Origin of the sequence: Pseudomonas sp. NFX5, assembly GCF_049132125.1 — a bacterium.
Lineage (GTDB): Bacteria > Pseudomonadota > Gammaproteobacteria > Pseudomonadales > Pseudomonadaceae > Aquipseudomonas > Aquipseudomonas marginalis.
In genome coordinates this window covers 88909-107542 of the sequence record NZ_JAFMZG010000031.1, presented here as the reverse complement: position 1 = coordinate 107542, position 18634 = coordinate 88909, and the positions used below count along the sequence as shown (strand labels likewise).

The window sequence follows — 18634 nt, the reverse complement described above, 5'->3', positions numbered from 1 at the left end:
TGTTATCTGCGGCCTTCGGACAACATACCCTGCACCTGCCCAATCAACCACTGCAACCCCGAATCCCCGCCCCGTCGCGCATGCCACGCCAGTTCAAAGGTAAACGACGGAATATGAAACGGCGGCGCCACGGCGACCAGATGCGGGTGATCAATATTCAGCAAGCCTCGCGACGATACGGTGAGAATCAAGTCCGTGCCCTCGATCAACTGCGGCGCCACGCCCCAGTGCGGCAGGCTGATCGCCACATGCCGTCGCTCGCGAATCGCGGTCAGTGCCCGCTCGATTTCCGGCGCGCCGCTGCCGCGCATTTCCAACAGTACGTGGGGGCGCGACAGGTAGGTGGGCAGGTCGAGCGCACCGCCCTGCGGCAGGCTGTTGCGGTCCAGCAGGCAGGTGTAATGCTCTTCGAATAACGCTGCGGTGCGCAGCTCGGCGGGCATGTCGGGAAAGACGCCGGCAGCCAGGTCGATATCACCATTGAGCACGCCCTCCACCATGCCTTCGCGGCTGGCCTGGATGATTTGCAGGTCGATACCGGACGCTTCACGTCGCAGGACGCGGACCAGACCCGGTAGGAAAATCGCCGCACTGTAGTCCGACATCGCCACACGAAACCGGCGCTTGGCCGATGCCGGGTCAAAGCGATTCGGCGCCAGCAACGCCTGCACCTGGGCCAGGGCTTCGGCCAATGGCGCCGCCAACTCCAGGGCGCGGGCCGTGGGCACTAACATGCCGCCCTGGCGTACCAGCAACGGGTCACCCAATAAATCGCGCAAGCGCGCCAGCGCGTGGCTCACTGCCGGCTGGCTGAGGTGCAAACGCTCGGCGGCGCGGGTGACGTGTTGCTCACTGAGCAAGGCGTCAAGGACCACCAACAGGTTAAGGTCGACGCGGCGCAGATCATTCATCAGTTGCATGCTCGGCATAAGAACTTGGAATTTAAATTTGCGTGACGAATAGCCTAGAGTCCAGCAAAACCTCTGGGAGATTCGCCATGACGACGTTGCATTGGGCCGGTTTGTTGCTATTGGCGGTGATCGCCGGGGCGATGGTGCCGTTTCAAAGTGCGATCAACGCCAGCCTCGGACGCAGCCTTGGGCACCCGCTGTGGGCCACCCTGGCGTCGCTGCTGGTGAGCATCCTCGTGCTGCTGCCGGTGATCGTGGCGCTGCGCCTGCCGCTGCCCGGCCTCGCATTTATCACCAAGGCGCCCCTGTGGATGTGGGCCGGGGGCGCGTTTGGCGTGTGCTTTATCGCGCTGGCGTTGACGCTGCTGCCCAAGCTGGGCGCGTCGGGGTTTATCGCCCTGGCCATGGCCGGGCAGATTCTCGCGTCGCTGCTGCTGGATCACTTCGGCCTGTTTGGCTTGGCGGAGCGCCCACTGACAACGCCTCGAATCCTGGGTGCGTTGTTGTTGATGGGCGGCGTGGCGTTGATTCAGTTCAGCGCCACACCGGCCCACGCGCTGACAACCGCCGGCTGATCAGGCCTTGTCGAGGGTGCGCAGCTTTTGCGGCAGGCCCCACAACAGCAGGGCCGCCGCCAACAACGCGCACACGCCGATCACATAGAGTGCCGGGGTGGTGCTGCCGGTAAGGTCCTTGATCCGCCCCACCATCACCGGGCTGACAATCCCACCGAACTGCCCGAGGGTATTGATCACCGCAATCCCGCCCGCCGCGCCTGCGCCGGCACCGGCCAGCAACTTGGGTGGCAGGGTCCAGAAGGTCGGGATCGACGCGATGATGCCGGCGCCCAACATGCCCAGGGCGATGATCAGGAAGGTGGTGTGATCGGCAAAGATCCCGGCACTGAAGAAGCCCACCGCGCCCAGCACCACCAAGCCGCAGACAAACTTGCGGCGCTCGCCGGTCGCGTCCGACAGACGCCCGATCACCACCATGCTGATCGCGCCGCACACATAGGGAATCGCGGTGAGCAGGCCGATCATCACCGGGCTTTGGGTGCCGGCGCTGCGGATCAGCTGCGGCGCCCAGAAGTTGAGGCCGTAAGACGCCACCTGGATCAGGAAGTAGATAAACCCGAGCATCAGGAAGCCGGGAATGCGAATCGCCGACAACAGTGAGCCGCCATGTGTGTTCGGCTCATGCCGGGCAATGCGGCTCGACAACAGGGTCTTCTCCGCCGGCGTCAGCCAGTGCGCATCTTCGATACGGTCCTTGAGCAGGGTCAGCACCAGCAAGCCCAAGCCGATGCAGGGCAAGCCGCCGAGCAGGAACAGCCAGTGCCAGCCGCGCATCTGCAGCACGCCGTCGAGGTGTTCCAGCACCAGGCCGGAGAACGGCGCACCTACCAGGCCGGCAAAGGCGGACGCCAGGAACAGCATCGAGGTAATGCGCCCGCGGAAGTGCTGCGGGAACCACAACGTCAGGTAATACAGCACACCGGGCGCGAAGCCCGCCTCCATCGCACCGATGATGAAACGCAGGCCATAAAACTGCCATTCGGCGGTGACAAACACCATGGCCGCCGTGGCCAGGCCCCACGACATCATGATCCGCGCGATCCAGCGCCGCGCGCCGACCTTGTACAGCATCATGTTGCTCGGCACTTCAAAGATCACATACCCCACCACGAACAACCCGGCGCCCAGGCCGTAGGCGGTGTCGCTCAGGCTGAGGTCGGCCTGCAGCTGGAACTTGGCAAAGCTGATGTTGATGCGGTCAAAAAACGCGAACAGGTAGCACACCATGATCAGCGGCATCAGGCGCCAGGCGACCTTGCTGACCAGGGCTTTTTCGGCATCGATTTCAGCGGCCGGGCGCGCGCCGGCCTCCAACGTATTAGTGCTCATGGTTTCTCTCCAGCGGACTGCTCACAGGCGTCCGATTGTTTTTGTTGTCTGGTATGGCGTTACAAGGCGGCGATGTAGTCCGGCGGCGGATGCAGGTCGCAATTGCGCCCGGCCTTGGCCACCTGGCCAGGCAATTCATGGCCCAGCAAGACCGGCAAGCGGCGGGACAGGTTCAGCAGGTGCGGCAGGTCGACTCCGGTGTGAATGCCCACCTCTTCACACAGGTTGACCAGGTCTTCGGTGCAGATATTGCCCGACGCCCCCGGCGCAAACGGGCACCCACCCAGGCCACCCAACGCCGCGTCAAAACGCCGTGCCCCGGCTTCGTAGGCGGCCAGCACATTGCACAGGCCCAGGCCGCGGGTGTTATGGAAATGCAGGGTCAGGTCGCTGGCCGGCACGTGTTGCAACACGCGCTTGACCAGGCGTTCCACCTGGCGCGGGTTGGCCATGCCGGTGGTGTCGGCAAGGCTGATGCCCTGGATGCCGAGTTGCAGATAGGCCTCGACCAGTTGCAGCACGCGGTCTTCATCGATCCTGCCTTCGAACGGGCAGCCAAAGGTGGTGGCGATGCTGCCGTTGAGGCGTACCGGGTGCCCGGCGGCAAAGCTGACGATCTCGCCGAATGCCGCCAACGACGCCTCGCACCGCATGCGCATATTCGCCAGGTTGTGGGTCTGGCTGGCCGACATCACCAGGTTCAGTTCATCGGCGCGCGACTCGACGGCGCGCTGGGCGCCCTTGAGGTTAGGGATCAGCGCAACGTAGATCACCCCGGCTTTGCGCGCAATGCCCTGGAACACGTGTTCGCCATCGCGCAATGCAGGGATGGCCTTGGGCGACACGACGGAACCGGCTTCGATCCGCGAAAAACCGGCCAGGGAAAGCTGGTCGATCAGGGCGATCTTGTCAGCGGTCTCGACCCAGGTCGGTTCGATTTGCAGGCCATCGCGCGGGGACACTTCCTGCACGATCAGCGGGTCGGAATAGTCAGTGATCATTGCACCACTCCCGAGGTTTTCAGGCGTTGGATGTCGGCAACCGTAAGGCCCAGGCTGCCGAGGATGTCATCGGTGTGCTGGCCCAGGCTCGGGCCCTGCCAGTTCACGGCGCCGGGGGTTTCCGAGAGCTTGGGTACGATGCCGGGCATCTTCACCGACACACCGCCCGGCAGTTCGGCATTGAGCAACATGTCGCGCGCCTGGTAGTGCGGGTCGCTGACGATATCGGCCACGGAGTAGATGCGCCCGGCCGGCACTTCGGCGGCTTCCAGGGCGCTGAGCACCTGCTCGATAGGCAGGCTGCTGGTCCAGTGGGTGATGGCGGCATCGAGCAAAGCGCTTTTCGCCGCACGGCCATCGTTGTGGGCGAATTCGGCGGCTTCGGCCAGGTCGGCACGGCCGATGGTGGTCATCAGGCGCTTGTAGATCGGGTCGCTGTTACCGGCGATCACCACATAGGCACCGTCGGCGGTCAGGTAGGTATTCGAAGGTGCGATACCGGGCAAGGCACCGCCGCTGCGCTCACGCACGTGGCCGAGCATGTCGTATTCGGGCACCAGGCTTTCCATCAGGTTGAACACGCTTTCCGCCAGGGACACATCGACAACCTGCCCGTCGCCCTGGCCCGTCTTGACCCGCAGCAACGCCATCAGCGCGCCGATCACGCCATGCAACGACGCCAGGGAATCGCCTAGGCTGACGCCGACCCGCGCCGGGGGCGAGTCGGGGTTGCCGGTGGTGTAGCGAATCCCGCCCATGGCTTCGCCGATGGCACCGAAACCAGGGCGGTCGCGGTACGGGCCGGTCTGGCCGTAGCCGGAGATACGCACCAGGGTCAGCTTGGGGTTGAGCGCGTGCAGTACGTCCCAGCCCAGGCCGAGTTTTTCCAGGCCACCGGGGCGCAGGTTTTCGATCAGCACATCGGCGTCGCCGAGCAGCTGCTTGATCAGGTCCAGGCCTTCAGCGGACTTGAGGTCCAGGGCCAGGGATTTCTTGTTGCGCGATTGCAGGTACCACCACAGCGAGGTGCCTTCATGCAGCTTTCGCCATTTACGAAGTGGATCACCCTGCCCCAGGGCTTCGATCTTGATCACCTCGGCGCCGAACTCGGCCATCAGCCGGGCGGCGAACGGTGCGGCAATCAGCGTGCCGATCTCAATCACCTTGATACCGCTCAAGGGAGCCGTCATGGGGTGTACCTCTTATTCTTGGAATGTGCAGCCAAGGCTAGAGGACAGGGACAGGAAAAATCCAACCGTCAGTTGGCAAGGAGCGTTCGCTGAATGCGAACGCTCAGGTAATCGAACAGCAGCCGGCTCACGGGTGACAACTGCGCCTCATCGCGCACCACCAGGATCAAACTGCGGTCCGACCAGGCATCGGTCAGTGGCACGGCATGCAGGCCCAGGGCACGGCCAAACAATTCATAGGCCTTCAGCGGCAGGATGCCGATGCCCATGTTCGCCTGGACCATCCGGCACATCGCATCAAAGCCCGGCACATGAATACGCAGGCGCAGTGTCTTGCCGGCCTCGCGCGCGGCGGCGTGGGTGCGCATGTTGATCGAGCTGGCGGCGTGCAGGCCTACGTAGTCACTGTCCAGGGTCTCGGCGAAGGCCAGGCTTTCGCGCGGCGCCAAGGGGTGATCCGCCGGCATCAACACCACCAGTTTGTCGTGGCGATAGGTCACGCTGGGCAGGCCCTTGGTGTCGGTATCACTGGAGCAGATCCCCAGGTCCGCCACCCCATCCAGCACACCTTGCACCACGCCGTTGCTGGGGCGTTCTTCGAGGTCGGTTTTCACTTCGGGATGCAGCCTGGAAAAATCCCGCAAGTCTTCCGGAAGAAACTGAATAATCGCCGAGAGATTGGCCAGCATCCGCACGTAACCGCGCACGCCATGGCTATGCTCGCCAAGCTCCAGGCCCATTTTTTCCACGTTGAACAGCATCTGCCGGGCATGGTGCAGCAGGGTTTCGCCGGCGGCGGTGAGGTCCATGCCCTTGGCCCGTCGCACGAACAGGCTCACCCCCAGCACCTGCTCCAGCTCCATCAAACGCTTGCTGGCTGCCGACACGGCGATGGCTTCGCGGGCGGCGGCACGGGTCAGGGTGCCCTCTTCGAACACCGCGACGAACAGCTGCAGGGTGATCAAGTCAAGGCGACGCACCAGGCTCTTGTGCAACATCAGGCGCGCTCGGACGCCAGGCGATTGATCTCGGCCTGTTCCACCACCGGTTGCGGCGCGCCATGGCGCACCGCCGCGAGCATCGCCCGGCCGACAGTCTCGGTGCTCACCACCCAGCCCGGCTTGACCCGACGCACCAACGACAGTACGGGCCCGAGTACGGAATAGAAGGCTTGATACAACGGCGTCTTCGAGCGCACACCGTGCAGCGGCTGAATGATCCCCGGCCGGAACAGGAACACCGCCTTGAACGGCAGGCGCAGCAGGGCATTCTCGGTCTTGCCCTTGACCCGCGCCCACATCGACTTGCCCGCTTCGGAGCTGTCGGTACCGGCGCCGGACACGTAGATAAACGTCATCTGCGGATTAAGCCGCGCCAGGGTGCTGGCGGCGACGAGGGTCAGGTCATAAGTGAGGTGGGTGTACTTGGTTTCATTCAGGCCGGCAGACGACACGCCGAGGCAGAAGAAACACGCGTCAAACCCTTGCAGCAGGTTTTCCAGGAGTTGGAAATCCAGCATGTCGCTGTGCAATACCTGATGCAACTTGCCGTGTTCCCGGGTCAGGGGCGTGCGGCCGACGGCGACGACTTCCTGTACGTCAGCGGCCAGCAGGCACTCGCGCAGGACGCCCTGGCCGACCATGCCGGTGGCACCGAATAACAGAACTCTCATCAAGTACTCCCTTCATCCATATGGTTTCGACTACCCAAGAGACAGGTCCTTGAAGGCCATCGTCACATCCGGCCGGTATGCGGACACCTTACTCAATCCTGCGGGATACGACCTCAACAAAACGCGAACGCCCCCACTGCATTCATTTACCCAATCACAATCAAATGCTCCCTGGATCCGCTACGTTGAGTCATGCACATAAGAATCGGTCGGATGTCCATTGGGACTTACAAAATGTAGGACCTTACTCACAACAAAATATCCATTCGGAGTAGCTTGCATGGGAAATATCTGACTTACCTTATCAAAATTTTCCCTTTACTGTTTTTGCCTTCCCTAAGGACAGGTAAAAACAATGGAAAATATTCATTCAAAAAATCAGTTCACAAATTACAAAAAACTGATCGACCTTGCCGACAGAGACTGGCACTCAGCACAGTCAGGCCGAATTTGCGAACTTAATGTAAAAGTCAAAAGCAACAACCAACTTATTGATCAGTACGGACGAAAACTTCATCACTTTTGCACAACATCATATCTTGGCCTCGACTACAACCCAAAGATACTAAAAGGGGCTATCCAGGGAATAAAAGAAGCCAAAACACTTCGCATTGCAAACTCAAAAAATCGATGCAAACTTGAAATACTTGAACGATATGAAACAGAGCTATCAGGCCTTTTCAACTCAATCTGCCTCAGCACTTTGTCCTGTAGTGCGGCCAGCTCCGGACTCTTGCCCATGCTCGCCAGCGGCGTATTTACCAATGACTCCCCACCCACAATGGTATTCGACAAATATTCCCACTATTCAATGAATCATATTAAAGCCTCGTGCGCAGATGAAACAGAAGTAAAAACCGCGCCTCACAATGACATGTGCTGGATTGAAGACTTGTGCAAAAAACGTAAAAATGTAGCTTACATAGCAGACGGCATATACAGCATAGGTGGAGTCGCAGATATCGATAGCCTGCTCTACTTGAAGGCGCGTTACGGACTGTTCCTTTATTTGGATGACTCCCACGCCTTGTCCGCATTTGGAGATAAAGGGGCCGGTTTTATCCGGCCGCGCTTGCAAGAGATAGACAATAAAACCTTAATCGTGGCCTCTCTAGGCAAATCATTTGGTGCCAGTGGAGGAATGATCATGTTCGGTAGCGAAAGACAGAAAAGTCTAATGTATCGATACGGCGGGCCCAGTAACTGGTCCCAAAGTCTCAATTCTGCCGCTATAGGAGCCGGGCTGGCGTCAATAAAAATACATCAAACAACCGAGCTATCCGTGCTTCAAGAACAGCTTCAAACCAATATCCGGTTATTCGACAGCCTTATCCACACTGAACAACAGGGTGCCGACACCGCAATACGATTGGTAACCTGCGGCGAGGCTGAAAAAGCGAACAAACTCGCTATGCGACTGGCTGACAGCGGATTTTTCACCTCTGCCGTATTTTTTCCTGTCGTGCCCAAGGAAAAAGCAGCATTACGTATAACTCTTCGGGCAGACATGAGCCCTAAAACAGTAGAGTTGTTTTGCTCCACACTGACAGCCTTAATACAGGAACATAAAGACGCAAAATAAATTGCGCACCTACTATAAACAACCGCCACATACTCACTCTTATTTCTCAATGAGCATAAACATCAATCATTGTTCGGATCCATACGGAGGAATCGACTTACGATGACGTACGCAGAACTTAAGGCGCAGGACGCCTCCCCTTGAAAAACACCACCCGTCTCGCCCTCGCTTGCTGCGCCGCCTTCCTCGCCCAAGTCGGCATTAGCAGCTATTTGCCCGCTGTGCCGGTCATCGCCCAGTCCCTGCTCGCCGCCGAGGACTACGTCGCACTGGCCCTGGCCGTGTACCTGGTGGGCATGGCGCTGCCGATGTTGCTCTGGGGCAGCCTGGGGGAGCGTTTTGGCAGAAAGCCGGTCCTGCTGGCGGCGCTGGCGGTATATGCCTCGGCAAGCGCGGCGATTCCATCGGCATTTAACGTCGAGTCTTTTTTGTCATTACGCCTGATTCAGGGTTTGGGCGCGGGTGGAGTCGCGGTCATGGCCAGGGTGTTGGTGCGGGACAGTTTCAGCGGGGCGCTTTTGGCCAGAGGGTTGTCGTGGCTGGGGATGACGTTTGTAATCGCGCTAGGAATCGGCCAGTTCATGGGGTCGCTGTTGCAGGCGGCCTTCGGCTGGAAGGCCATTTTCTATGGGTTGGCAATAAGTGCCCTCACGTTGATTGCTGTGCTGCAAAGGGTGGTGTTTCCGTCAGTGATGAAGGCTGATTCGCCAGACTCAGCCTGGCGGATCTACGCCACGATTGTGCGGCATCCCCCCTTTCTACACGCAGCATTGGCCGGTGGGCTGGGCTATGGGGTGATCATTGCCTTCAACACCTGTGCTCCGCTGATACTGCAAGGGCGCTTCGAGTGGAGCGCGGCGCAGTACGGCTGGCTGGGGTGGCCGATCAGCGGGGCCTATCTGGCGGGGGCGTTGATGGTCAACCGCTTCGTCGCGCGGATGGGGCGGTTGACGATGATGAGCTGGGGCGTGGCGCTGGCGTTAATGGGAACGGCGCTGATGCTGTTGGGCAGTGTGTTTGCCAGCGGGATCGCGCTGTTGTTGTGGTTGCCGTATTGCCTGGCAGTATTTGGGCAATCGATGAGTTACCCCATCAGTTTGTCACTGGCTAATGATCAGTCGCCGGTCAGCGGTTCCTATGCCATGGCCTTGAGTGGCTTCATGCATCAGTTGATGGCCGCGTTGATCGGCGGCGTAGCAAGCCTGCTGGTGAGCCAGCAGGCTTGGCCATTGGCGCTCTTGTGCGTGGCATTGGCTGGCGGCGCGTTCATGTGCACCGCCAGTTGCCGGACAGATCAGAACGCGCTACGAAAGATCTCCTCAATCTGACGCTGATCGGCGCGCCGTGGGTTGGTCAGCCCGCACGCGTCCTTCAATGCATTGGTAGCCAGCAGCGGAATGTCCTGCAACTTGGCCCCCAGTTCGCGCAGGCCGGCGGGGATTTCAACGTCCTGGGACAGGCTGCGAATGGCGGCGATGGCGGCTTGGGCGCCCTCTTCGTCAGTGGTGCCCTTGGCGTCGACACCCAGCGCGCGGCCGACATCGCTCAAGCGCTTGGCACTGACGCTGGCGTTGAAGCTTTGTACATGGGGCAGCAGCACCGCGTTGCACACGCCGTGAGGCAGGTCGTAGAGACCGCCGAGTTGGTGGGCCATGGCATGCACGAAACCGAGGGAGGCATTGTTGAACGCCATGCCTGCGAGGAACTGGGCATAGGCCATGTTTTCCCGCGCGGCCTTGTCGCTGCCGTCGCGTACGGCCAGGCGCAGGTTGGCGCTGATCAGTTCGATCGCCTTGATCGCACAGGCGTCGGTGATCGGGGTGGCCGCCGTGGACACGTAGGCTTCGATGGCGTGGGTCAGGGCGTCCATGCCGGTGGCGGCGGTGAGGCCCTTGGGCATGCCGACCATCAGGCTCGGGTCATTGACCGACAGCAGTGGCGTGACGTTGCGGTCGACGATGGCCATTTTCACGTGGCGAGTTTCGTCGGTGATGATGCAGAAACGCGTCATCTCGCTGGCGGTGCCTGCGGTGGTGTTGATCGCCACCAGGGGCATCTGCGGCTTGCTGGATTGGTCGACCCCTTCGTAGTCGCTGATATGCCCGCCGTTGGTGGCGCACAGGGCGATGCCCTTGGCACAGTCATGGGGCGAACCGCCGCCCAGGGACACCACGAAATCGCAGGCGCTCTGCTGCAGCAACGCCAGGCCTTTCTCGACGTTTTCCACATTGGGGTTGGGCTTGGCGCCGTCGTAGATCACCGAATCGATGTCCTGCATCGCCAACTTCTCGGCGATCATGCCGGCCACGCCCGCCTTGGCCAGGCCCGCGTCGGTGACGATCAGCGCTTTGCGAAAACCGTAGTTGCGAATGGCATTCATGGCTTCGTCGAGGCAGTCGGTGCCCATGATGTTGACGGCGGGAATGAAGAAGGTGCTGCTCATGGCGAATCCTCGGATGACGTGTATGCCTACAGCATCAACCTCACCTGCCTGCGGCATCTTGACCAGGATCAACGCCGGCTCGTGATAAAGTCGCCATCCAGCCGATTTCGAGTAGACCCACAGCAATGAAGGATTTCCAGGATATTGACGCCCACCTTGAAGATTGGAGCGCCCTGCGCAGCCGCACCGCCTTCAGTGGGATTCTGATCGGCAATGGCGCGAGCCGCACGATTTGGGAAGACTTTGCCTACGACTCGCTGTTCGAAAACGCACGCACCGTCGAAGAAAAACCCCTGGGCCCATCCGAGCTCAGCGTGTTCGACGCCCTGCAGACCCGCAGCTTCGAGCAGACCCTGGGGGCCTTGAAAACCACCAGCCGAGTCAACAAGGCCCTGGCGGTCAGCTCGGCGGCACCGCGTAATCGCTACTACGCGATCAAGGAAGCGCTGATCAATACCATCCACGCCGTGCACATTCCGTGGCGCCTGGTGCAGCCGTCGACGCTGGCGACGATCAACCGCGAACTGGCGACCTACACCAGCGTGTTCACCACCAATTACGACCTGCTCAACTATTGGGCGATCCTGCACACGCCGGGCATCGACGACCTGTTCCGCAGCGCCGATGCCAGCTTCGACCTGCGCAACACCCACACCGATAGCACGCGCATCCTCTACCTGCACGGCGGCCTGCACCTGGTGCGCAACCTTGACGGCACCGCACGCAAATTGCCGAGCACCGACAGCACCTTGCTCAGCAGCTTTGCGATCAACAACACGATCAAGACCCTGGACGATGTGCCGCTGTTTATCAACGAAGGCACGGTGCAAGAGAAGCTCAAGACCATCCGCAGCTCGGATTACCTGTCGTTCTGCTATGAACAGTTGCTGAGCCATGAGGGCGCGCTGTGCATCTTTGGCCATGACCTGGGAACGCAGGATCAACACGTGGTGGATGCAATTCGCCAGGCCCGCCCCGCGACCCTGGCGATCTCGGTATCGGGCCGCAGCGACGGGTTTATTCGCCAGCAGAAGCGGCGGTATTCGCAGTTGTTTGATGGCAGTGGCGCGCAGTTGAAGTTTTTTGCCGCGCGCACGCATCCGTTGGGTGACCCCGCACTGTCGGTACCTGTCGAACGTTGAGCCACCGGTGGGAGGGGCTTGCTCCCGCCCATACCGACCGCATTTCAAACCGTCAGCGCGGTCATTCTTGCGAGCTGTGTACAACCACCAATAGCTGCGCCTGCACAGGCCCTACCGAACGCAGCCGATGCGGCTTCTGCGCATTGAAATGCAGCGCATCGCCGCGCTCCAGAATCACCCGTTCGTTCATGAAATCCACTTCTACCGCCCCTTCATGCACGAACAGGAACTCCTCTCCAAGGTGCTCCTTGAAGGTCTTGTCGGAGAATTGCGCCGGCGGGTAGATGATGAACGGCAACAAGCTGCGCTCACTGACCTGATGGGCCAGCACTGCGTAACCCGGCGCGGTGTCGGGCCGCTCATGGCTGCGCACCAGGCTGTAGCTGTCGAGGCTGACGCGGTCTTCGCTGAACAGTTCTTCGACCTTCACGTTCAACGCCTTGGCCAGTTTCAGCGCAGCGGCAATCGACGGCGTGTTGAGCCCACGCTCGACCTTGGACAGGTAACTCTTGGTCATCCCGGACTTTTCAGCCAGGGCCTCCAAGGTTACGCCAAGTTTTTTCCTCAATAATTTCAAACGGATAGACATGTGCTGCGGTTAATCCATGCAGAAGCGATAAGCTGCGCTTGCCAATGACACTTTGTGTCATATAGCATCATTAGTGTCATTTGCCTCACCCAACGACCTTGCGAGCAGCGGGAGACCAGCAAATCCGACGTCCATTGAACCACCCAAAGGACACCGATATGGCCAAGACATTAGCACTCCCCAAAGACCAACTGGTCAAGCAAGCGCTGGTCCAGATGCAAAACACCCTGGCGGATAATACGTGGACCGTCCGGCAAAAGCTGGCGCTCACTTGCCGAATCCTGTTCGAACACGGCCACGACTCCGGCCTCGCCGGGCAGATCACCGCGCGCGGGCCTGAACAGGGTAGCTACTACACCCAGCAACTGGGCCTGGGTTTTGATGAAATCACGGCCAGCAACCTGTTGCTGGTCAACGAGGATCTTGAGGTGCTGGAAGGTCACGGCATCCCCAACCCGGCCAACCGCTTTCACAGCTGGGTGTACCGCGGGCGAGCGGATGTGAATTGCATTATTCATACGCACCCGACCCATATCGCTGCACTGTCGATGTTGGAAGTGCCGTTGCAGGTGTCCCACATGGACCTTTGCCCGTTGTACGAAGACTGCGCGTTCCTGGAGGCCTGGCCGGGCGTGCCGGTGGGCAATGAAGAGGGGGAAATCATCACCGAGGCCCTGGGCGACAAGCGCGCGATCCTGCTGTCGCACCACGGCCAGTTGTCGACCGGAGGGAGTGTCGAGGAAGCGTGCGTGATCGCGCAGTTGATCGAACGCGCGGCCAAGTTGCAGTTGCTCGCCATGGCAGCCGGTGCGATCAAGCCGATCCTGCCGCAACTGGGGCGCGAAGCCCATGCCTGGATTTCCCGACCCAAGCGCCACGGCGCCGCGTTCAATTACTACGTGCGGCAGAACCTGCGCCAGCACGCCGATTGCCTGAACTGACCCGACCTTTTTCTACCGGAGACTTTCCATGTCCAGCCCAACTATTCACGGCATCATCGGCTACACCATCACCCCGTTCAGCGCTGACGGCCAGCGCATCGACCTCGACGCCCTCGGTCGTTCCATCGACCGTTTGATCGACAGCGGCGTGCACGCCATCGCGCCTCTGGGCAGCACCGGTGAAGGTGCGTATTTGAGCGATGCCGAGTGGGACGAAGTCAGCGCCTACAGCCTGGCAAAAATCGCCCGGCGCGTGCCCACGGTGGTCAGCGTCTCCGACCTGACCACCGCCAAGGCCGTGCGCCGCGCCCGCTACGCCGAAGCCAATGGCGCGGACGTGGTGATGGTGCTGCCGGCCTCGTATTGGAAGCTCAGCGAGGCGGAAATCCTCGCCCACTACGCTGCGATCGGCGACAGCATCGGCGTGCCGATCATGCTCTACAACAACCCGGCCACCAGCGGTACGGACATGTCGGTGGATCTGATCCTGCGTATCGTCAAGCAGGTGGCAAACGTGACGATGGTCAAGGAGAGCACCGGGGACGTTCAACGCATGCATCAACTGCGGCGCCACAGCGACGTGCCGTTCTACAACGGCTGCAACCCGCTGGCCCTGGAAGCCTTCGCGGCCGGAGCCAAGGGTTGGTGCACGGCGGCGCCAAACCTCATCCCGCACCTGAACCTGGCGTTGTATGCGGCGGTGCTGGCCAATGACCTGGACAAGGCGCGCGAGCTGTTTTATCGGCAGTTGCCGTTGCTGGAGTTCATCCTCAAGGGTGGGTTGCCGGCGACGATCAAGGCCGGGCTGCGCCTGACCGGGTTGGAGGCGGGCGAACCTCGTTTGCCGGTGTTTCCATTGGGTGAAGCAGGGATCGAACAACTGAAGACCTTGCTGCGGTAAAACTGCGACCTTATGTGGGAGGGGTTTGCCTCCTCCCCATATTTTAATCCGGGCCCGTCTAAAATAGAGACAAATGACAATGGTTCTCGATATCATTCGCGACTTTTCCACGTCGTGCTTCTTCAAGAAGGATATCCATGTCTCGTCCCAAGCCCGACCCGGTGTCGGCCGATGCCTTTCGCGGGTTCTATGCAGATATTCTGTATTTCCTGCGCAGACGCACGGACAACGCCAGCGACGCGGCGGACATGACCCAGGACGTCTTTACCCAGTGGCTGGACTACCGCGACCGGGCCAAGGTCGAGCAGCCACGGGCGTTTTTGTTCCAGATGGCACGCAACCTGCTGCGTGATCACTGGCGCAAACAGAAGGTACGGCAGACCGTCCACCCAGATCAGGCCGACAGGGACGCGGAACCGATCACCGACGAGCAAAACGACCCCATGGCCGCCGCCCAGCGCCTGCAACGCCTGGAACAGTTGAAAGAAGTCCTCGCCGAACTCTCGCCCCGCCGGCGAGAAGCCCTTATGCTGCACCGCTTCGAAGGCCTGAGCCAGGCGCAGATCGCCGAGCGCATGGGTATTTCGACGAGCATGGTGGAAAAGCACATCGCTTTTGCCCTGCTGCATTGCAAGCGACGCCTTCAAAACGACCCCGGCACGGAGCAGCCAGAATGAACCGCCTGAGCGACACCGACGGCCTGGATATCGAAGCCAGTGACGCCATCGATGCCCAAGCCGCCAGTTGGTTTGCGCGCAACCGGAACGACACAGGCCGTGCCGATCGCAAGGCCTTTGCCGCCTGGCAGGCCACGCCGGCCCATGCCCGCGCCTATGCCGAATTCGAGCAGTTGTGGGCCGACCTGGCCCAGTTGCAGCAACTGAACAAACCCGTGGCGCTGCCCAAGCGCAAAGCATCGGTATTGCGCCCGGCCCTGGCCGTAGCCGCCGCCGTGCTATGTGCCGTATTGGCCCCTCACATCGGTGCGCCCCGCGAGTTGTATCACAGCCAGGTGGCGGCCCATGCCAAGGGCATGCGCACCCTGAACCTGCCCGATGGCAGCACCCTGTCGGTGAATGCCAACACCCGCCTGCGCGTGGACTTCAGCGCCCACCAGCGCATCGTGCACCTGGACAAGGGCCAGGTGTATATCGAAGTGGCGGCCGACAAAGAGCGGCCGCTGTTCGTTCAAGCCGGCGAGGCCAGTGTGCGGGTGGTCGGCACCGGCTTCGATGTGCGCCGCAGCCAGCAGCAACTGGTGGTCAGCGTCGCCCACGGCCAGGTCGCTTTCGAGCCGTCCGCCACAAGCCCCGTCTCTCTGCTCGGGGCCCAGCAACGCGCCATCTACAGCTACGCCAAGGGCACCTTGCAACAGCAAACCCTCACGGCCGAAGAAGTCGCCGATTGGCGCAGCGGGCACTTGTCGTTCCGCAACCGTGAACTGGCCAGCCTGATCGATGAACTGAGCCTGTATCGCCCGCAGGCACCGTTGCAGGTCAGCAACGCGGTAGCGCACCTGAAAGTCTCGGGCAATCTGGACGTGAATGATCCGGACGCCCTGCTTAACGCCCTGCCCGCCCTGTTGCCGGTGAAAACCGTGGTCTCGGCCGATGGCATCGTGCGGATTGAACCGAGCAAATAACCTGCGAAGTTCTTATTTGAGAATATTTTGCATTCGCAGGTGTGGATTTTTTTGCCTGCCCCGTCTTCCTCCGGTCTGTATCTGATCAGCACACCTTTTTGGCCATTTGGCCGCTCCGGGGGATTCCATGTTTCGCGCGCCTTGCCACGCTTCGCACCTGTATCTTCGACCGACCCTTATCGCCACCTGCCTGGCGTTCAGCCTCGGCGCCCAAGCCGAGTCATTCACCCTGCAACTGCCCGCCCAGGCGCTGGCCACGTCCCTGAGCCAAGTAGCGCAGCAGGCGAAGATCCAGCTGTTGTTCGATGAGGAGCTGCTCAAGAACGTGCAGGCACCGGCGCTCAACGGTGACTTCACACCGGAAGTTGCGATTCGCAGCCTGCTGAAAAACGGTGAGTTCACCCTGATCAAGGTCGGCAGCACATACGTGGTAAAGCCCGAAGAGGCCAAGACCACCCAGAGCGGCGCGATCCAGCTGGACACCCTGAGCGTGATCGGCACCGGCAATCATGTCGACTCGAGCACCGTCGGCCGCTCCACCCTGAGCCAGGCGGATATCGATCGCTACCAGGCCAATAACATCCCCAGCCTGTTGCAGACCCTGCCCGGCGTGAGCCAGGGTGGCTCACTGAAACCCGGCGGTCAGACCATCAACATCCGTGGCTTCGGCGATGCCGAAGACGTGCCGCTGACCGTCGATGGCGCGACCAAAAGCGGTTTCGAGCGCTACCAGCAAGGCACCGTGTTTATCGAGCCTGAGTTGATCAAGAGCATCGAAGTGGAGAAAGGCCCCAACTCGCCGTTCAGCGGGAACGGCGGCTTTGGCGGTACGGTGAACATGACCACCAAGGATGCCCCGGATTTGCTCAAGGACGGTCGCAACAGCGGTGCGATGCTCAAGTACGGTTATTCCAGCAACGACCACGAACAGGTCTACAGCAGCGCCGTGTATGGCCGCACCGACGATGGCCGTTTCGACGCGCTGGCCTACCTGACAAAACGCGACGGTGACGACATGAAGGTGGCCGCCAAGCTGCCCAATGAGAACAACCGTTACCCGATCAACCCCCAACGCCTGCCCAATACGGCCCAGGATGTGGACGGCAAGCTGTTCAAGGTCAATGCGCACTTCACCGATGAACACAGCGTCGGCCTGTCCTACTCACGGTCCCACAGCAACCGCTGGACACCGTTTTCCGCCGCCAGCTACCCCACGCCACCGACTCAGGCCAACATTGACCGCTACGGCTACGAGGGGGCACTCAAGCGTTTTTTAGCCCACCGCGATACCGTCGACACCACGTGGTCGGGCAAGTATGAGTACCAGCCCCTGGACAACCCGCTGGTGGACCTGACCGTCAAATATTCCCAGTCCAACACCGACCAGACCGACGAGCGCGATGCCACGGCGTTTTTCCAGCTGGCCACCGGCGGGCGCAAGATGGACACGGCCTACACCGACAAGAACCTCGACATCCGTAACGTCAGCCTGTTTGACACGGGTCCCTTGCAACACGCAGTGACCCTCGGCGGCCAAATTCGCAAGCACACCCGCAAAACCGAGATGTGGATGCCCGGCGCCACCTACAACACCCCACTCTACAACTACGGGCATTTCCAACCGGGCTTCATGCCGCATGGCAAGGTCGATACCAACAGCTTCTTCATCCAGGACGCGGTGACCCTGGGGGACGTGACCGTTACCCCATCGCTGCGCTACGACCACGTGCGCAACCGCGGCGAGGCCAACGATGCGCCGTACTACAGCAACCCCGACCCGGCCGTCGGCCACGACTACAGCGACCGGACCTACACCGGCTGGTCGCCGCGCCTGGCGCTGTTCTGGACGGTAACCCCCCATGTCGGGCTGTTTGCCAATTGGAGCCAGACCTGGCGCGCGCCGGTGATCGACGAGCAGTACGAAGTGCAGGGCCTGGGCAGCCGCACCGCCACCAGCGTCGACCTCGACCCGGAGCGCATCACCTCGATCACCGTGGGTAACATCACCAGCTTCGATAACCTGATCGCCCAGGATGACAACCTGCAAATACGCACGACCCTGTTCCACAACAAAGTCGAGGACGAGATCTTCAAGGCTACCGGTGTGGGCTGCCAGAACCAGGCCATCAACGGCGGCAGCATTTCCACGGCCTGCCCGCCGGGGGCGATGTCCAACTATCGCAATATCGGCGGCCTGACCATCAAGGGCTTCGAGGTCGAGTCGTTCTATAACTCCACCTACCTGTTCGGCTCGGTATCGTACGCCTATGCCACCGGCCAACACGAAGGGGCCTACACCAACCCGTGGGGGCCGGATGTGTCGGCACGCGATATTCCGCCGACCAAATGGGTACTGGTGTTAGGGACCAACATCCCGGCCTGGGATGCCCAGGTCGGTTGGACGGGGCAATTCGTCGGCGCCACCGACCGCCTGCCCAGCGACAAATATTCGGGCGGCCCGGGCTCCAGCGTCGGCGACGTGTTCTACGACCAGTATGGCAACAAGCGCTACAACACCCAGGGCCTGTTCGCCAAATGGAAGCCGCAGCAAGCGTACCTCAAGGGCACTGAGGTCAACTTCACCCTGGACAATATGTTCAACAACAACTTCCGTCCGGCCCTGAGCGGCGACCGTGCCTACACCAAGGGGCGCGACGCCAAGATCAGCATCACGCGCTTCTTCTGAAAACTGTACGGATAAATCCGCACCCAG

17 protein-coding genes are annotated in these 18634 nt (G+C 60.9%); 9 read left to right on the top strand and 8 right to left on the bottom strand.

Annotated features, from left to right (window positions below; all coding sequences use genetic code 11):
* Positions 1-2: 2 nt before the first annotated feature.
* Entirely contained in the window at positions 3-920 is a 918-nt protein-coding gene (locus tag J1N02_RS20990; RefSeq protein WP_391564217.1) for a LysR family transcriptional regulator, read from the bottom strand.
* Positions 921-997: 77 nt separating this feature from the next.
* On the opposite strand from J1N02_RS20990, the gene J1N02_RS20985 reads away from it, so the two are divergent.
* On the top strand, positions 998-1486 hold the full coding sequence (locus J1N02_RS20985) for a DMT family transporter (protein ID WP_027604360.1): 489 nt from the start codon (positions 998-1000) through the stop codon (positions 1484-1486).
* On the opposite strand, the gene J1N02_RS20980 is transcribed toward J1N02_RS20985, so the two are convergent.
* The 5 genes from J1N02_RS20980 to J1N02_RS20960 all read right to left on the bottom strand — a co-directional run bounded on the left by J1N02_RS20980 (position 1487) and on the right by J1N02_RS20960 (position 6681).
* Entirely contained in the window at positions 1487-2818 is a 1332-nt protein-coding gene (locus J1N02_RS20980) for an MFS transporter (protein WP_027604361.1), read from the bottom strand.
* A 59-nt stretch (positions 2819-2877) separates the two neighbouring features.
* A complete protein-coding gene (locus tag J1N02_RS20975; RefSeq protein ID WP_421147684.1) occupies positions 2878-3819 on the bottom strand; it encodes a hydroxymethylglutaryl-CoA lyase in 942 nt (313 codons plus the stop codon).
* Positions 3816-5009, bottom strand: coding sequence for a CaiB/BaiF CoA transferase family protein (locus J1N02_RS20970; RefSeq protein ID WP_027604363.1), 1194 nt, complete (start codon positions 5007-5009; stop codon positions 3816-3818). The genes J1N02_RS20975 and J1N02_RS20970 overlap by 4 nt, the downstream gene beginning before the upstream one ends.
* 68 nt (positions 5010-5077) lie before the next feature.
* Positions 5078-6007 carry a LysR family transcriptional regulator gene (locus J1N02_RS20965; protein WP_027604364.1) on the bottom strand — a complete coding sequence of 310 codons (930 nt, stop codon included), beginning with the start codon at positions 6005-6007 and terminating at the stop codon, positions 5078-5080.
* Complete coding sequence (locus J1N02_RS20960; protein WP_368961186.1) at positions 6007-6681, bottom strand: NAD(P)H-binding protein; 675 nt, start codon at positions 6679-6681, stop codon at positions 6007-6009. The genes J1N02_RS20965 and J1N02_RS20960 overlap by 1 nt, the downstream gene beginning before the upstream one ends.
* A gap of 355 nt (positions 6682-7036) precedes the next feature.
* On the opposite strand from J1N02_RS20960, the gene J1N02_RS20955 reads away from it, so the two are divergent.
* Together J1N02_RS20955 and J1N02_RS20950 are read left to right on the top strand one after the other, a co-directional pair.
* Entirely contained in the window at positions 7037-8263 is a 1227-nt protein-coding gene (locus J1N02_RS20955) for an aminotransferase class I/II-fold pyridoxal phosphate-dependent enzyme (protein WP_405126149.1), read from the top strand.
* 140 nt (positions 8264-8403) lie between these two features.
* Positions 8404-9591 (top strand): MFS transporter, encoded by a 1188-nt coding sequence (locus J1N02_RS20950; RefSeq protein WP_368961188.1) that lies wholly within the window; start codon positions 8404-8406, stop codon positions 9589-9591.
* On the opposite strand, the gene yiaY is transcribed toward J1N02_RS20950, so the two are convergent.
* Positions 9558-10706 carry an L-threonine dehydrogenase gene (gene yiaY, locus J1N02_RS20945; protein ID WP_092356518.1) on the bottom strand — a complete coding sequence of 383 codons (1149 nt, stop codon included), beginning with the start codon at positions 10704-10706 and terminating at the stop codon, positions 9558-9560. The genes J1N02_RS20950 and yiaY overlap by 34 nt on opposite strands.
* Before the next feature lie 125 nt (positions 10707-10831).
* On the opposite strand from yiaY, the gene J1N02_RS20940 reads away from it, so the two are divergent.
* On the top strand, positions 10832-11848 hold the full coding sequence (locus J1N02_RS20940) for a DUF4917 family protein (protein WP_027604368.1): 1017 nt from the start codon (positions 10832-10834) through the stop codon (positions 11846-11848).
* Between the two features lie 61 nt (positions 11849-11909).
* Here J1N02_RS20940 and J1N02_RS20935 read toward each other — a convergent pair whose 3' ends face one another.
* Positions 11910-12437, bottom strand: a complete 528-nt coding sequence (locus tag J1N02_RS20935; RefSeq protein ID WP_027604369.1) for a helix-turn-helix domain-containing protein — start codon at positions 12435-12437, stop codon at positions 11910-11912.
* A gap of 158 nt (positions 12438-12595) precedes the next feature.
* Between J1N02_RS20935 and J1N02_RS20930 the strand changes: the two genes are divergently transcribed.
* The 5 genes from J1N02_RS20930 to J1N02_RS20910 all read left to right on the top strand — a co-directional run bounded on the left by J1N02_RS20930 (position 12596) and on the right by J1N02_RS20910 (position 18607).
* Complete coding sequence (locus J1N02_RS20930) at positions 12596-13378, top strand: aldolase (protein ID WP_421147683.1); 783 nt, start codon at positions 12596-12598, stop codon at positions 13376-13378.
* Between the two features lie 28 nt (positions 13379-13406).
* On the top strand, positions 13407-14279 hold the full coding sequence (locus J1N02_RS20925; protein WP_027604371.1) for a dihydrodipicolinate synthase family protein: 873 nt from the start codon (positions 13407-13409) through the stop codon (positions 14277-14279).
* A 137-nt stretch (positions 14280-14416) separates the two neighbouring features.
* Complete coding sequence (locus tag J1N02_RS20920) at positions 14417-14956, top strand: RNA polymerase sigma factor (RefSeq protein WP_027604372.1); 540 nt, start codon at positions 14417-14419, stop codon at positions 14954-14956.
* Entirely contained in the window at positions 14953-15921 is a 969-nt protein-coding gene (locus J1N02_RS20915; RefSeq protein WP_027604373.1) for a FecR family protein, read from the top strand. The genes J1N02_RS20920 and J1N02_RS20915 overlap by 4 nt, the downstream gene beginning before the upstream one ends.
* A 127-nt stretch (positions 15922-16048) precedes the next feature.
* Positions 16049-18607 (top strand): TonB-dependent hemoglobin/transferrin/lactoferrin family receptor, encoded by a 2559-nt coding sequence (locus J1N02_RS20910; RefSeq protein WP_421147682.1) that lies wholly within the window; start codon positions 16049-16051, stop codon positions 18605-18607.
* The last annotated feature ends 27 nt before the right edge of the window (positions 18608-18634 follow it).

What these genes read in the sequence shown, in the direction of transcription:
- J1N02_RS20990 (WP_391564217.1), bottom strand. Translation starts at nt 920, where the DNA reads ATGCAACTGATGAATGATCTGCGCCGCGTCGACCTTAACCTGTTGGTG.
- J1N02_RS20985 (WP_027604360.1), top strand. Translation starts at nt 998, where the DNA reads ATGACGACGTTGCATTGGGCCGGTTTGTTGCTATTGGCGGTGATCGCC.
- J1N02_RS20980 (WP_027604361.1), bottom strand. Translation starts at nt 2,818, where the DNA reads ATGAGCACTAATACGTTGGAGGCCGGCGCGCGCCCGGCCGCTGAAATC.
- J1N02_RS20975 (WP_421147684.1), bottom strand. Translation starts at nt 3,819, where the DNA reads ATGATCACTGACTATTCCGACCCGCTGATCGTGCAGGAAGTGTCCCCG.
- J1N02_RS20970 (WP_027604363.1), bottom strand. Translation starts at nt 5,009, where the DNA reads ATGACGGCTCCCTTGAGCGGTATCAAGGTGATTGAGATCGGCACGCTG.
- J1N02_RS20965 (WP_027604364.1), bottom strand. Translation starts at nt 6,007, where the DNA reads ATGTTGCACAAGAGCCTGGTGCGTCGCCTTGACTTGATCACCCTGCAG.
- J1N02_RS20960 (WP_368961186.1), bottom strand. Translation starts at nt 6,681, where the DNA reads ATGAGAGTTCTGTTATTCGGTGCCACCGGCATGGTCGGCCAGGGCGTC.
- J1N02_RS20955 (WP_405126149.1), top strand. Translation starts at nt 7,037, where the DNA reads ATGGAAAATATTCATTCAAAAAATCAGTTCACAAATTACAAAAAACTG.
- yiaY (WP_092356518.1), bottom strand. Translation starts at nt 10,706, where the DNA reads ATGAGCAGCACCTTCTTCATTCCCGCCGTCAACATCATGGGCACCGAC.
- J1N02_RS20940 (WP_027604368.1), top strand. Translation starts at nt 10,832, where the DNA reads ATGAAGGATTTCCAGGATATTGACGCCCACCTTGAAGATTGGAGCGCC.
- J1N02_RS20935 (WP_027604369.1), bottom strand. Translation starts at nt 12,437, where the DNA reads ATGTCTATCCGTTTGAAATTATTGAGGAAAAAACTTGGCGTAACCTTG.
- J1N02_RS20930 (WP_421147683.1), top strand. Translation starts at nt 12,596, where the DNA reads ATGGCCAAGACATTAGCACTCCCCAAAGACCAACTGGTCAAGCAAGCG.
- J1N02_RS20925 (WP_027604371.1), top strand. Translation starts at nt 13,407, where the DNA reads ATGTCCAGCCCAACTATTCACGGCATCATCGGCTACACCATCACCCCG.
- J1N02_RS20920 (WP_027604372.1), top strand. Translation starts at nt 14,417, where the DNA reads ATGTCTCGTCCCAAGCCCGACCCGGTGTCGGCCGATGCCTTTCGCGGG.
- J1N02_RS20915 (WP_027604373.1), top strand. Translation starts at nt 14,953, where the DNA reads ATGAACCGCCTGAGCGACACCGACGGCCTGGATATCGAAGCCAGTGAC.
- J1N02_RS20910 (WP_421147682.1), top strand. Translation starts at nt 16,049, where the DNA reads ATGTTTCGCGCGCCTTGCCACGCTTCGCACCTGTATCTTCGACCGACC.